The sequence below is a fragment of the Streptomyces sp. YJ-C3 genome (assembly GCF_053891275.1).
The window spans coordinates 5,399,934-5,413,974 of the sequence record NZ_CM132685.1; the positions used below are offsets into that span (position 1 = coordinate 5,399,934).

Genomic DNA, 14,041 nt, shown 5'->3' on the forward strand with positions numbered 1-14,041 from the left:
GGCCCGCGACACGGCCCGGGGCAGCGCCCGGCAGGCGCTGCACAAAGAGGGGTCACGTCGCAAGGAGGCGCGCGGGACGAGTGGATCAAGATCGCGGATGCCGGGATGCTATCACCGTGATCACCCCTCAAATCCCGCACCGAGACGCCCCCTTGTCCGGCCCGGAACCCGGGGGAAAGCCCGCGGCGCAGCGCTTGCGGGGCCCCGGCGACGGCCCTGCGGCACACCCTCGCCACCAGGCACTATGTCCGGATCTTGACGGGCCGCCGGCGGATGCCGCCCCTGTCCGGCCCATAGATGAAAACCTGGCGAACCGCCAGAGGGCACGAGATGTCGACGCCGCCGCGCACGCCTGACCGGCGGACGATTTCCGGTCAGCCGGACGTCAGAAGTTGGCTAAAATCTACAGTCATGTAGATGCACCCTGCGGCCGTGCGGCGTTCCGGAACTCCGCGCGTCACCGCTCGCGCGCACCACCCGGGCCGCGGACGCCCCTGTCCTGATGCGGAGCGCGGCGCAACCACACCCGGGCGCCAAAGTATGGTGCCCCACCACATGTGCCACTGACCTGCGTGTTCCTACCTTGTGCCAGCACGTAGACGTCCCCCTCCCCGCCTGGAAGTGGTGCACATGGCCTCCGCAGCAACCGCTCCGCCAACGCCCGGACACCTCAAGCGCATTGTCGCGGCGAGCCTCATCGGCACCACCATCGAGTGGTACGACTTCTTTCTGTACGGCTCCGCCGCCGCGCTGGTGTTCAACAAGCTGTTCTTCCCCGAGTCCGACCCGCTCGTCGGCACCCTGCTCTCCTTCCTGACCTACGCCGTCGGGTTCGCCGCCCGACCGCTGGGCGCGCTCGTCTTCGGGCACTACGGCGACCGCCTCGGACGCAAGAAGCTCCTAGTGCTCAGCCTCCTCATGATGGGCGGCGCCACCTTCGCGATCGGCCTGCTGCCCACCTACGCCACGGTCGGCGCGGCCGCCCCGGTGCTGCTGACCGTGCTGCGCCTGGTCCAGGGCTTCGCTCTCGGCGGCGAGTGGGGCGGCGCGGTGCTGCTGGTCTCCGAACACGGGGACGCCGAGCGCCGAGGCTTCTGGGCGTCGTGGCCGCAGACCGGCGCACCCGCGGGGCAGCTGCTCGCCACCGGTGTGCTCTCGGCCCTCACGGCCCTGATCTCGGACGCGCAGTTCACCTCATGGGGCTGGCGCATACCGTTCCTCCTCTCCGGCGTGCTCGTCATGGTCGGTCTGTGGATTCGTCTCTCTGTCGACGAATCGCCGGTCTTCAAGGAGGCGCTCGCCCAGGCCGAGGCCCGCAAGGCCGAGGCGGCCGACACGGTCGAGAAGATGCCGCTCGTCGCCGTCCTGCGACACCACTGGCGCGACGTCCTCGTGGCGATCGGCGCCCGCATGGCCGAGAACATCAGCTACTACGTCATCACCGCCTTCATCCTCGTGTACGCCACGACCTCGGCCGGGGTCTCCAAGCAGACCGCACTGAACGCCGTGCTCATCGCCTCCGCCGTGCACTTCGCCACCATCCCGGCCTGGGGCGCCCTGTCGGACCGGATCGGGCGCCGCCCGGTGTATCTGCTGGGCGCGGCGGGCGTCGGCCTGTGGATGTTCCCGTTCTTCTCCCTCATCGACACCGCGAGCTTCGGGAACCTGATCCTCGCCGTGACCGTGGGCCTGGTCCTGCACGGCGCCATGTACGCCCCGCAGGCCGCCTTCTTCTCCGAGATGTTCGCCACGCGGATGCGCTACTCCGGCGCCTCCATCGGCGCCCAGTTCGCCTCCGTGGCGGCGGGCGCGCCGGCGCCGCTCATCGCGACGGCCCTGCTCGCGGACTTCGACAGCTCCACGCCGATCTCCCTGTACGTGATCGCCGCGGCGCTGCTGACCCTGATCGCCGTCGGTGTCGCGAAGGAGACCCGCCACCGCGACCTCGCCGACATCGAGACGAAGGACACCACGAGCGAGGCGCCGGCCGACCGCCGCGCCGATGCCCACAGCGTCTGACCGTCCCGGTACACCGACCCCGTACGCCTCGCGCGTACGGGGTCAGCGTATGTCCGGGCCGGACAACCGGTGGAGCCTCAGGGCGAGTTGTATCTCCAGCGAGCGCGCCGGTGACTGCCAGTCCGGACCGAGCAGCCGGCCGATCCGCTCCAGGCGCTGGGCCACGGTGTTCACATGGACGTGCAGTGCGTCCTTCGTGCGGGCCGGGCTCGAACCGGACCCGAAGTAGGCGTCGAGCGTGCGCACGAGGTCGGTGCCTCTGCGCTCGTCGTACGTGACGACCTCTCCTATGGTGCGGCCGACGAACCCGCTGATGTCCCGGCTGTCGGCGAGCAACAGGCCGAGGAACCCGAAGTCCTCGGCGGCCGCGCCCTCACCGGCCCGGCCGAGCAGGCGCAGCGCGTCGAGACAGCGCTGTGCCTCGGCGTACGCGAGGGCCGCGGTGTCGGTGCGGGCGGCCAGGTTCGGGACGGGGGCGGAGGCGCCCACCGTGACCGTCTCGTGGATCGCCGCGGACAGCCGCTTGGCCACGTGCGCCGCGACACCGGACGCCGTGCCGCCGGAGCGCAGCGGCAGGAGCAGGACGGTGCCGCCGTCGCGGGCCGCGGCCAGGCCCTGCCGGGTCGCCGCCAGGTGGTTGGCCGCCGACCACAGGCGGCGGCGCGCGGCGGCCTCCTGTTCGGCGTCGGCGCCGGCCGTCTCCAGGCGGGCCGCGAGCACGACGTGCGTGGCGCCCAGGTCGGCGTGCAGCCGCGCGGCCCGCTCCTGCAGCAGCCGCGGGTCGCGGTCGCGGGCGTCGAGCAGGTCGTCCAGCAACTCGCCACGGACGCGCTGTTCGGCCTCGGAGGCGGAGCGCCGGGCGAGCAGCAGCAGCGACGTGACCATGGCGGCGCGCTCCAGCGTGCGCTGGTCGACCGGGTCCAGGCCGGGGTGGCCGCGCAGCACCAGGGCGCCCAGGAGCTCACCGCCGGCGGCGACCGCCGCGACCCAGTCGTCGCCGCGGCGCACCGCGTGCCCCTCGGTGCGGGACGCCTCGACGGCCTCGCCCGGGGCGGTGTCCGCGTCGGTGAACTCCACGGTCCCGTCGAGCACTTGGGAGACCGCGGCCGCGACGTCGTGCACGCCGCCGCCGCGCAGCACCAGTTCGGCGAGGCGGTCGTGCACGTCGGAGGCGCGCTCGATGACGCCGCTGCGGTCCCGGATGATCTCGTTGGCCCGCTCCAGTTCGCCGAGTGCCTCGCGGGTCTCGGTGAGGAGGTTCGCGGTGTCGATGGCGGCCGCGGCGAGCGCCGCGAACGAGCCGAGGAGCGCGATCTGTTCCCGCTCGAAGACCCGCGCGCGCCGGTCCGCGGCGAACAGCACGCCGATCACGTGCGGCCCCAGCATCAGCGGCACCCCGAGGATGGCCACGAGGCCCTCGTCGTGGACTCCCGCGTCGATGGTGCGGGTGTGCTGGAAGCGCACGTCCTGCCCGTAGTTCGCGGTGACGTACGGCCGTGCGGTCTGCGCGACGAGTCCGCCGAGCCCCTCCCCCATGCCGAGGCGCAACTGCTGGAAGCGGGCCGCGACGGAGCCCTCGGTCACCCGCATGTAGGTGTCGCCGCGGGCCGGGTCGTTCAGCGTCAGATACGCCACGTCGGTGCCGAGCAGCGATCTGGCCCGCTGGACGATGGCCTGCAGCACCGCGTCGAGGTCGCGCAGGCCGGCCAGGTCGTGCGCGGTCTCGAACAGGGCGGACAGCTCGGCCTCACGGCGCCGCCTGCCCTCCATCTCCTCCCGCACCCCGAGCGCGAGCCGCTTGGCGTCCTCGAGGGCCGCTATCCGCGCGGGTGCCGCGCCCTCGGCGCGAGCGACCAGCACCGGCTGTTCGTACGCGTCGGCGGAGGCGCCCCTGGCGAGCAGTTCCAGGAACGGGGCCTGCGCGTCCCCGGTGGTCACCGGGGCGGAGGCGGCGGCTGAGTGCGGTGGGTGCTGCGACATGCTCAACAGGATTACCCGCCGTGGGGCGGGCCCGGCCAGCCCTGTGGACAACTCAGGATTTCCGGGAAGTGCGGCCACCCGTCCGAGCGACGATATTCCCTGCATTTCAGACGAAAAGGGATCATTGGCGTGCGGATCAGTGCGCGGTCCAGCCGCCGTCGAGCGACAGCGACGTACCGGTCATGAACGAGGCCTGCGGTGTGCACAGGTACGCCACCGCCTCGGCGACCTCGTCCGGCTCGATGAGCCGCTTGAGCGCACTGTCCTGCAGCAGCACCTCGCTCACGACCCGCTCCTCGGGGATCCCGTGCGCGGCGGACTGGTCGGCGATCTGCTTCTCGACGAGCGGCGTGCGCACGTAGGCCGGGTTGACGCAGTTCGAGGTGACGCCGTGCGGGGCGCCCTCCAGCGCCGCCGTCTTCGAGAGCCCTTCGAGGCCGTGTTTCGCGGCGACGTACGCGGACTTGAAGGCGGAGGCCCGCAGCCCGTGCACCGACGACACATTGACGATGCGCCCCCAGCCCTGGCCGTACATGTGCGGCAGCGCTCCCCGGATCAGCCGGAACGGGGCCTCCAGCATGACCGTCAGGACGGTGTGGAACACCTCGGGCGGGAACTCCTCGATGGGGCGCACCAGTTGGAGCCCCGCATTGTTCACGAGGACGTCGGTGCCCGCCGCCGCGGCCTCGGCGGCGGCGAGGTCGGTCAGGTCGAGGACGTAGGGCTCGATGCCGTCGGTCCGTTCGGCCAGTGCGCCGAGGCCCTCCCGGTCCCGGTCCACCGCTCTCACCTTGGCGCCCGCGGCGGCGAGCCGCAGCGCGCAGGCCCGGCCGATGCCACTGGCGGCGCCGGTGACGAGTGCGGTGCGGCCGCCGAGGTCGAGCGGCACGGCATGGGGTGCGGGGAGTGGCGTGCTCGGGGTCATGCTCCGCACCCTAGGCAGCCGATCAGCGCCGCCCGATGTGGTCGGCACCCATACTTCAGCGCTCGGTCATGGTCTCGAACCATGTCGGTCCTTCGGACTGTGCCTGCTTGATGCGGAACACCGCGTGCTCGCTGAGCTGCGGCAGCGCGTCCAGCGCGAACCATCCGACCTCGAGGGACTCGTCGTCGTTGACCCGCGCCTCGCCGCCGGTGGCGCGGCAGCGGAAGGTGATGTCCATGAACTGGCACTGGTCACCATTGGGGTAGGTGATCGGCTTCAGCGCCTGCACGAGGACGACGCGTTCGGCCACGCACTCGACGCCCGTCTCCTCCTCCACCTCGCGCGTCGCGACGTCGGCGGGCTGCTCCCCCGGCTCGGCGATCCCCGCGGGCACCGCCCAATGGCCCGTGTCGCTGCGGCGGCCCAGGAGCACCCGCCCCTCGTCGTCGAAGACGACGGCGCTGACGCCCGGCAGATAGAGCAGTTGGTGGCCGGCGGTGGCCCGGATGTCACGGATGAAGTCTGGAGTCGCCATGCCCTCGACCCTATCCGTACGGCCGAACCAGCACGTCAGCCGTCCGTACGCCGTCCCCGGCGAGACCGCACAAGGGCCCAGGCGAGGCCGCCGACGCCGATCGCGACCAGGAGTGCCTCGGGCGCGACGCCCGCGCGCGTGGCCAGGGTCCGGGAGGTCCGCTTGGGGACGTCGGCGAGCAGGGTGTCGGGCTCGAACATGCCGGTGTGCTGGGCGACGGATCCGTCGGGCCGGATGACGGCGCTGACCCCGCTCGTGACCGGGACCATCACGGCCCGCCCGTGCTCGACGGCGCGCACCCGGTCCATCGCGAGCTGCTGGTAGGTCATCTGGCTGCGCTCGAACGTCGCGTTGTTGCTCGGCACGGACAGGATCTGCGCGCCTTCGCGGACCTGGTCGCGGACGACGTCGTCGAACGCGGCCTCGTAGCAGGTCACGTTGCCGATCTTGGTGCCCGCCATGTCGAAGACGACGGCCTTCTTGCCGGGCACGAAGTCCCCGGCGCGATCGACGTCCTTGCTGAAGATCCGGAAGAAGCTGCGGTACGGCATGTACTCGCCGAACGGCTGCAGATGCCGCTTGTCGTAGGTGGCGCCGGGACCCTTCTTCGGGTCCCACAGGATGAGCCGGTTGTGCGTCGCGCCGTCCCTCGTGGTGACGACGGCGCCCACCGAGATCGGCGCGCCGACCGCCTCGGCGGCCCGCTGGATCTCGTCGTACGCGTCCTGGTTGACGTACGGGTCGATGTCGGAGGAGTTCTCCGGCCACAGCACGAGCTCGGGCCGCTTCACCTCGCCCGACTTGATCCGGGCGGCGAGCTTCATGGTCTCGCGGACGTGGTAGTCGAGGACGGCTCGCCGCTGGGCGTTGAAGTCGAGGCCCATCCGCGGCACGTTGCCCTGGATGAGCGCCACGCGCGCGGTGCCGGCCTGCGCCGCGTTCGACACGAACGGCATGACCGCGGCTCCGGCGATCACCGGTGCGACGGTGCACACCGCCGCGACGGCGACGGTACGGTCGCGCAGCACGCCCGCGTCACCCGAGCGTCGGAGGTCGAGGACGCGCAGGACGAGGGCGGCCAGCCCGAAGCCGCACAGCACCACGGCGAAGCCCAGCAGCGGGGTGCCGCCCAGGGAGGCGAGCGGCAGGAACACACCGCTGGGCTGTCCGAACGCGACCTTCCCCCACGGGAAGCCGCCGAACGGGAAGCGGGCGCGCAGCGCCTCGTCCGCGATCCAGACCCCGCTCGCCCAGAGCGGCCACAGCGGAAGCCGTGTCACGTACGCGATACCCAGACCGGCGAGCGACAGGACCAGCGCCTCGGCGACGGCGAGCGCGAGCCAGGGCAGCGGTCCGACGTCGACGCCGGTCCACGACAGCAGCGGCACCAGGTAGGCGAGACCGAAGACGAGCCCGAGTCCGAAACCCGCCCTCAGCCGCCGCCCGTGGAGGGCGAGCCCGAGGAGGGCGAAGGAGAGCGGCGCCAGCCACGGCAGTTCGCGCGGCGGGAAGCTTGCGTACAGCAGCAGGCCGGCGAGCACCGCCAGGCCGACGGGCACGAGCCGTCGCAGGTAGGAGGGACGAGCGGGCTGCGCGGCGGGCTCGTCCGACGGGGCGACGGGAGGTGCGGTGGCGGTCACCCGGGGAGTGTACGGCGCGTCACTGTCAGGGGGACATGGCGGTCGGCCCGCCGGGCCCTCGGGAGCACGCCTCTCCCAGGAGCCACGGCGTGTGCGGGCCACCGCGCCTCCGAAACGTTCCTGCGCAACTCCCGCGCACAGCGGCACACCAGCCGTTACCGTGTGCCCGAGTCCCCGACGTACCGCCGGATCCGGCCACCATGTCGGGGGCCGTCACGGTCGGGGGGCGGTGGGTGGGAACCACGGGGTGGTCTGCGGGCACCGGCGCGGGTGCGGCCCGGCACCGTGCGCTGACCGACGCGGCGGGCCTCGGCGTCCTCGGCGGCTGCGCCGTGTGGGCACTCGTCACGTCGACCGCGCGGGCAGGCCGGCCCGAGGGGATGCTCCTCGCCGTGCTCGCCGTCGCCGCGGGCTATGCGTGCGGCCGGATCGGCGGGGCTCTCCTTCCGGCAACCGCGTCCGCCGCGGCCGGGGCCGGCGGCCTGTTTCTGGCGGTGCTGTCCCCGCACACCGTTCCCGCCCCGGACACCATGGCCCCGCTCGGGCGCGCCGGTGCCACGGCCGCGCTGCTCGCCCTGTCGGCGGGCGCGCTGTGCTGCGCCGCGTGGTCGGCGCGGCACCGCGGGCTGCGGATCGCTCTGCACGTCCTGGCGGCCGGGACGGTCGTGGTCGCCGCCGTCCTCGGGTCCTGGGCCGGGATCGCCGCCTGCGCGGTCGTCGTCCTGTCCTCGCTCGCGGCGGCCGGAACACGCCACAGGGCGTTCGGTCTCGCGGGCCTCGGCGTGGCGACGGCCATGGTGGCGGGCCTCTGCGCGGCCCTGGCCCGGAACGTGCTGCCGGCCGGCCTGACCGCCTCGCTGGAGGGCCGGCTCACCGCGCACCGTGTCCTGCTGTGGCGCGACGCCCTGGACCTGGCCGCGTCCGATCCGGGGCTGGGCGTCGGCCCCGGCCGCTTCGAGGAGCTCAGCCCGACGCTCGCGCAGTCGCCGCTGCCCGACGGCAGACCGCACTCGGCCGTCCTCCAGGTGGCCGCCGAGCAGGGGGTCGTCGGTGTGGTCCTGCTCGCGGCCGCTTACTGCTGGCTGCTGTGCGCGCTGTGGCGCTCGACCCGCTCGACGCAGGTGGTCCTGGCCGCGGGCGCGGCGCTGACGATGGTGGCCGCGCTGGCGTCCCTCGGCAACGCCCTCAGTTTCACGACGGTGACGGCGGGCGTGGGCCTGCTCGCGGGCATCGCCACCGCGGAGCCGTTCCCGAACGACCCACCGCACGACGAGGCCGCCCCGGTGGATGTCCGGAGCGGCCACGGGTGAGCGGGCGAGGGGTCAGACGGCGGGGCCTGCCGCCTTCGGCTTGAGGCGGTCGCGGATGTGCCGCACGGCGTCCTCCGCGTCGTCCACGGTCACCGTGAACTTGCGGCCGTCACCGAGGCTGAGGACCACGCCCTCGCCGCGCCGCACCACGACGGCCGTACCGATCTCGGGACGCCACCGATAACCCCAGCCGCCCCACTGCCGGGGCGTGACGCGGGGCGCGAAGTCCGCGTCGACCACATGGGCCAGGGGGATGCGGCGCCGCGGCAGTCCGACATGGCCGCAGCGCACCTCGAGGTGGTCCTTGTCGACCTTCACGGCGACGTGGAGGAACGCGAGGGTGCCGAACAGGACGAGCAGCCCGACGGCGATGAGCCCGACGACGGACATGGCCAGGGCCGCGATGCCCGTGGCCCACGAGTTGTCCACGGCCAGCTCGATGCCGAGGGCCAGGCAGGCGAAGCCGCCCATGGCCAGCAGCCACTGCACACGGTTGTGTGCGCGACCGGTCCAGATGTCGCTCGCGTGGGCGGAAGTGCGTCGCCCGGGGTGTTCGTCGGCGGCGTGTTCCCTCATGGACACGAGCCTACTCATGTTCCGGTGTCGAGGCACCGGCTTGCGGAGCGTGACTGCTCCGTATCGGGGTTCTCGCTCAGCCCGCGTGGCTGACTGCCTGCAGGGAGCGGCCTTCCGCGTAGGTGAGAGCGGCCTGCGGGAGCGGCTCCGTACGCCCGCTGAGGATCACCGTGAGGCCGCCGTGCGTGCCCGGAGCGGCCGGGGGTCGCTCGCCGATGCGGCGCAGGGCCTGCGCGGCGACGGCCCCGGCGCTGCCGTGCAGCGTGAGGGGCGCGGCGCCGGGCTGCTGCACCGCGGCGCGGATGCGCTCCGCCACCAGTTCGTAGTGCGTGCACCCCAGGACGAGGGCCTGGACGTCACGCGGTGTGAGCGCCGCCGCGGCCGCGATGGCCCGGTCGATGCCCTCCTCGTCGGCCCACTGCACCGCGTCGGCGAGCCCGGGGCACGGCACCTCGGTGACCTCGACCCCGGCGGCGAAGTCGCGGATCAGTCCGCGCTGGTACGGGCTGCCGGTGGTGGCGGGCGTGGCCCAGATGGCGAGGGGGCCGCCGCCCGAGGCGGCCGGCTTGATCGCGGGGACGGTGCCGATGACGGGGATCGCCGGTTCGAGCCGGGCGCGCACGGCCGGCAGGGCGTGCACGGAGGCCGTGTTGCAGGCGATGATCAGCGCGTCCGGCCGGTGCGCCGCGGCGGCCTCGCAGGCGGCGAGCGCACGCTGCGTGACGTCCTCCGGGGTGCGCGGACCCCACGGCATGCTGTCGGGGTCGGAGGAGAGCACGAGATCGGCGTCGGGCCGCAGGCTCCGTACCGTGGCGGCGGCCGCGAGCAGTCCGATTCCCGAGTCCATGAGCGCGATCTTCACCCGGAAACCATAGACGATGGCTCCGACGGAGCCGGGCCGGTGCGGCAGACTGCGGCGGATGGACGTCGTTGCGTGGATCACCGCGGCCTCGCTGGCCGCATGGCTGTGGCTGCTGCTCTGCCAGGGCTTCTTCTGGCGCACGGATCTGCGGCTCCCGCCGCGCACGGAGCCCGCGAACTGGCCGGACGTGTGCGTCGTGGTGCCGGCCCGGGACGAGGCGGCGGTCCTGCCGGACAGCCTCCCGTCGCTGCTCGCCCAGGACTATCCGGGCCGGGCGGAGATCTTCCTTGTCGACGACGGCAGTTCGGACGGTACGGGCGAGGTGGCGCGGGCCCTCGCGGAGCGGCACGGCGGACTGCCGCTGACGGTCGACTCCCCCGGCGAGCCGCCCGCGGGCTGGACGGGGAAGCTGTGGGCGCTGCGGCACGGCATCGGTCTGGCACGCGCGCGTGGACCCGAGTTTCTGCTGCTCACCGACGCGGACATCGCCCATGAGCCCGACAGCCTGCGCACCTTGGTGGCCGCGGCCGACGCGGGCGGCTTCGACCTGGTCTCGCAGATGGCGCGGCTGCGGGTGGCGAGCGTCTGGGAGCGGCTCGTCGTGCCGGCGTTCGTGTACTTCTTCGCGCAGCTCTATCCGTTCCGGTGGATCGCCCGGCGGGAGTCGCGCACGGCCGCCGCGGCGGGCGGCTGCGTCCTGTTGCGGACGGCTGCGGCGGAGCGGGCGCGGATCCCGGACGCCATCCGGCAGGCGGTGATCGACGACGTCTCGCTCGCGCTGGCCGTGAAGCGCTCGGGAGGCCACATCTGGCTCGGCCTGGCCGAGCACGTCGACAGTGTGCGGCCGTATCCGCGCCTGGCCGATCTGTGGCGCATGGTGTCGCGCAGCGCGTACGCGCAGTTGCGCCACAACCCGTTGGTGCTGCTGGGCACGGTGCTCGGCCTCGCGCTCGTCTATCTGGTGCCGCCGGCCGCCGTGTGCGTCGGCCTGGCCGCGGGGAGCGCGCCGACCGCGTTGCTGGGCGCGCTCGCCTGGGCCGTGATGACGGGTACGTACCTCCCGATGCTGCGCTACTACCGGCAGCCCCTCTGGCTGGCTCCGCTTCTGCCGTTCACCGCGTTCCTCTATCTCCTCATGACGGTCGATTCCGCGGTGCAGCACTACAGAGGTCGAGGCGCGGCGTGGAAGGGGCGTACCTACGCCCGTCCCGACGCCGCGCCCGAACAGCGGTGAACCCGGCGCTACGGAGAGCTACTTGCGGCCCGGCGTCCAGTTCATGCCCCACCCGTAGGCCTGGTCCACGGTGCGCTGGGGGCTGACGCCCCGGGCGGGGACGAGATAGCGGGCCTCGCGCTGGACGGTCAGGTCGCCGCCGTTGTTGGTGATGAGGGCGAGCGCGCACACCGTGGAGGGCACCGTGCACTCGTCCAGGGAGAAGTCGATGGGCGCCCCGTGCAACGGCTGCAGCGTCACCGTCGCGTGCAGGTCGGCGAAGCTGCGGGCGCCTTCGTAGATCGTCACGAAGATGAGAATGCGGCGGAACGCGTCCTTGTGGTCGAGGTTGATGCTGAGGTTCTCACCGGTCGCGACGGTTCCGCTGCGGTCGTCGCCGTCGAGGTGGATGTACGGGGGCTGGTGCAGCGCCCCGAAAGCGTTGCCCAGGGCCTGCACGACGCCCTTGCGTCCGTCGGCGAGTTCGAACAGGGCGCACAGGTCGAGATCGAGATCGCGGTGCATCGCGGTCGCCCGGCCGCGCTTGCTCCCCCAGCCGCTGAACTGTTTGCGCATCTCCCAGTTGAGATTGACGCGCATCGCACCGGATGTGCCGCCCTGTTTCGCCAGAGACACGGTGGGAGCCGTCTTGGTGAGCGTGACCTTGGTCAGAGGCGCGGGGGCGGGCGACGGTGCCGTGGGCGGCGGGTTCATCGGGGCGGCCGGAATCCGCGGTGCGGACGTCGGCGCCGGTGCGGGTGTCGGGGCCGGCGTGGCATGTTGCGGCTCGTCGACCGTGATCCCGTAGTCGGTGGCGAGCCCTTCGAGGCCGCTGCCGTAGCCCTGACCGACCGCACGGAACTTCCAGGCGCCCTGGCGCCGGTACAGCTCGCCCAGCACGAACGCGGTCTCGACCGTCGCGTCGGCGCTGTCGAAGCGGGCGATCTCGGTACCGGCGGCCGCGTCGACGACCCGGATGTAGAGGCCCGGTACCTGGGCGAACGTTCCGCCGTCCGCGGACGCGGCGAGGACCACCCGCTCGATGGCCGGCTCCACGCGCGCGAGGTCGACGAGCAGGGTGTCCCTGACGGCGCCTTCCGCGGCGCTCTTGCCCTCGTGCCGCACCGCGCCGGACGCGTGCGCGGGCTGGTTGTAGAACACGAAGTCCGCGTCGGAGCGCACCTTCCCGGAGGCGAGGAGGAGCGCCGACGCATCGGTGTCGGGCACACCCGGGCCGGAACGCCATCCCAATTCGACCCGCACCGCCGGAGCCGGCACCGCGACATTCGATCCTTTGGCCATTGTCATGTCTGCCCCCAACGCTCATCTCCGGGTTCCCCCGTCAACCTATTCCCCGGCACGTAAAGGACCCCAGAGGCGCGTATGAAGATCGCTGGCCAACCCCTGGTAACCCTTCAGGAACTCGGCCTTTACACGATCACAACGCCGAACGGCGACCGATTTTCCCAAGTTCGCTCGCATTGGGGACACGCAGTCACGGCCGACGCGCAAAAGAACCCTCTTATCGGTCTACCCCAACGGCCACATCGTGGGCTTAACTTATGTGCCATGACCTCCCCCCGCTCCACCTATGGCGGCGGTTACTACTCCGCGCCGTCCTTCCCGGACACTCCGATCTACGACTCCCTCGTCGCAGAGCGGGGCACGCCCCAGATCGCCCCGATCCGGGTTCCCTCCGCGTACGACACCGGCAGTCATCTGCCCGCCCTGCCGGCGGCTCTTCCCGCACTCCCGTCCGCGCCCTCGCCGCAGTACGGCTACGGCGCCCAGCAGCCCGCTCCGATGCAGGCGGCCCCGACCGCGTACATCCCGCAGCAGGCCGCCGCGCCGCGTGGCTACCCGGGCCCGCAGGCCCAGCCGCAGCGACCGGCGCCCGGTACCGGCTACGAAGCGATGCGTCCGGCCGCGCCCCGGCCCGCCCCGGCACCGTACGAGGATCCGTACAGCCGCCAGCAGTACCGCGGTTACTGAGCCACGACGATTCGCTCCGCCCGCACCCGGGGCTGTCGGTGCCTGCTGGCAGGATGGCCCCATGTCGCAACCTGTACTCAGTTCGATCCACGTCCACCCGCTGAAGGCGGTCCGGGGGTTCGCCCCGCGTGAGGCGGTCGTGGAGCCGTGGGGACTCGCGGGGGACCGCCGCTGGGTGCTGGTCGACGCCGCGAACAAGATCGTGACGCAACGCCCGCACCCGAGGCTGGCGTTGGCCGCCGCCGAGGCGCTGCCCGGCGGCGGCGTTCGCCTGTCCGCCCCCGGTAGGGACCCGCTGACGGTCGAGGTCCCCGAGCCCGGCGCCACGACCACGATCGAGGTCTGGAAGGACAAGGTCGAGGCGGTGCTCGCCGCCCCTGCGGCGCACGCCTGGTGGAGCGCGTACCTGGAGAGGGACATACGTCTGCTGCATCTGGACGACCCGGCGACCAGACGCCCGATCGACCCGGCGTACGCCCGCCCCGGCGAGACCGTCAGCTTCGCCGACGGGTATCCGCTGCTGGTGACCACCCTCTCCTCGCTCGACGCCCTCAACTCCCTCATCGCGCAGGGTGACCACGCGGACGAGGGGCCGCTGCCGATGAACCGTTTCCGGCCGAATGTGGTCGTCTCCGGGACCTCGCCCTGGGTCGAGGACGACTGGTCGCGCATCGCGATCGGCGAGGTGACCTTCCGCATCACCAAGAAGTGCGGCCGCTGCGTCGTCACGACCACGGACCAGGAGACCGCGGAGCGTGGCAAGGAACCGCTGCGCACGCTCGCCCGCCACCGCCGCTTCGGCGACCAGTTGTGCTTCGGGACGAACCTGGTGCCCGAGTCGGCCGGCTCCGTGCGCGTGGGGGATCCGGTCACCGTTCTCGAATAACCGTCACCCGGTCGGGGAACCCGACGGCCCGACACGCTCGTTGAGGGACAATGGCAGCGTCGGAACCATCGGCGTTCAGCGTCGCACGGAGTTGAGGTGGCTC

The 14,041-nt window shown here is 72.6% G+C and carries 12 protein-coding genes; 5 read left to right on the top strand and 7 right to left on the bottom strand.

Annotated elements, in window-relative coordinates; genetic code table 11:
- The first annotated feature begins 630 nt into the window (after positions 1-630).
- Entirely contained in the window at positions 631-2,019 is a 1,389-nt protein-coding gene (locus ACVHNB_RS24140) for an MFS transporter (RefSeq protein ID WP_428956593.1), read from the top strand.
- Between the two features lie 42 nt (positions 2,020-2,061).
- On the opposite strand, the gene ACVHNB_RS24145 is transcribed toward ACVHNB_RS24140, so the two are convergent.
- From ACVHNB_RS24145 to lnt, 4 genes are all read right to left on the bottom strand, one after another.
- Entirely contained in the window at positions 2,062-3,999 is a 1,938-nt protein-coding gene (locus ACVHNB_RS24145; RefSeq protein ID WP_456225855.1) for a helix-turn-helix domain-containing protein, read from the bottom strand.
- A 136-nt stretch (positions 4,000-4,135) separates the two neighbouring features.
- Positions 4,136-4,924, bottom strand: coding sequence for a 3-hydroxybutyrate dehydrogenase (locus ACVHNB_RS24150; protein ID WP_456225856.1), 789 nt, complete (start codon positions 4,922-4,924; stop codon positions 4,136-4,138).
- 55 nt (positions 4,925-4,979) lie between these two features.
- Entirely contained in the window at positions 4,980-5,459 is a 480-nt protein-coding gene (locus tag ACVHNB_RS24155) for an NUDIX hydrolase (RefSeq protein ID WP_428956590.1), read from the bottom strand.
- Positions 5,460-5,494: 35 nt separating this feature from the next.
- Positions 5,495-7,099 (bottom strand): apolipoprotein N-acyltransferase, encoded by a 1,605-nt coding sequence (lnt, locus tag ACVHNB_RS24160; RefSeq protein ID WP_428956589.1) that lies wholly within the window; start codon positions 7,097-7,099, stop codon positions 5,495-5,497.
- Positions 7,100-7,332: 233 nt separating this feature from the next.
- Here lnt and ACVHNB_RS24165 point away from each other — a divergent pair, with 233 nt between their 5' ends.
- Positions 7,333-8,409, top strand: coding sequence for an O-antigen ligase family protein (locus tag ACVHNB_RS24165; RefSeq protein WP_428956588.1), 1,077 nt, complete (start codon positions 7,333-7,335; stop codon positions 8,407-8,409).
- 12 nt (positions 8,410-8,421) lie between these two features.
- On the opposite strand, the gene ACVHNB_RS24170 is transcribed toward ACVHNB_RS24165, so the two are convergent.
- Both ACVHNB_RS24170 and ACVHNB_RS24175 read right to left on the bottom strand, forming a co-directional pair.
- A complete protein-coding gene (locus ACVHNB_RS24170; RefSeq protein WP_428956587.1) occupies positions 8,422-8,985 on the bottom strand; it encodes a hypothetical protein in 564 nt (187 codons plus the stop codon).
- A 76-nt stretch (positions 8,986-9,061) separates the two neighbouring features.
- Complete coding sequence (locus ACVHNB_RS24175) at positions 9,062-9,847, bottom strand: glutamate racemase (RefSeq protein ID WP_456225857.1); 786 nt, start codon at positions 9,845-9,847, stop codon at positions 9,062-9,064.
- 58 nt (positions 9,848-9,905) lie between these two features.
- Between ACVHNB_RS24175 and ACVHNB_RS24180 the strand changes: the two genes are divergently transcribed.
- Positions 9,906-11,081 carry a glycosyltransferase gene (locus tag ACVHNB_RS24180; protein ID WP_456225858.1) on the top strand — a complete coding sequence of 392 codons (1,176 nt, stop codon included), beginning with the start codon at positions 9,906-9,908 and terminating at the stop codon, positions 11,079-11,081.
- Between the two features lie 18 nt (positions 11,082-11,099).
- Here ACVHNB_RS24180 and ACVHNB_RS24185 read toward each other — a convergent pair whose 3' ends face one another.
- Positions 11,100-12,362 (bottom strand): TerD family protein, encoded by a 1,263-nt coding sequence (locus tag ACVHNB_RS24185; RefSeq protein WP_456228940.1) that lies wholly within the window; start codon positions 12,360-12,362, stop codon positions 11,100-11,102.
- Between the two features lie 267 nt (positions 12,363-12,629).
- Between ACVHNB_RS24185 and ACVHNB_RS24190 the strand changes: the two genes are divergently transcribed.
- Entirely contained in the window at positions 12,630-13,052 is a 423-nt protein-coding gene (locus ACVHNB_RS24190; RefSeq protein ID WP_428956584.1) for a DUF6643 family protein, read from the top strand.
- A gap of 61 nt (positions 13,053-13,113) precedes the next feature.
- Positions 13,114-13,938 (top strand): MOSC domain-containing protein, encoded by an 825-nt coding sequence (locus ACVHNB_RS24195; RefSeq protein WP_456225859.1) that lies wholly within the window; start codon positions 13,114-13,116, stop codon positions 13,936-13,938.
- The last annotated feature ends 103 nt before the right edge of the window (positions 13,939-14,041 follow it).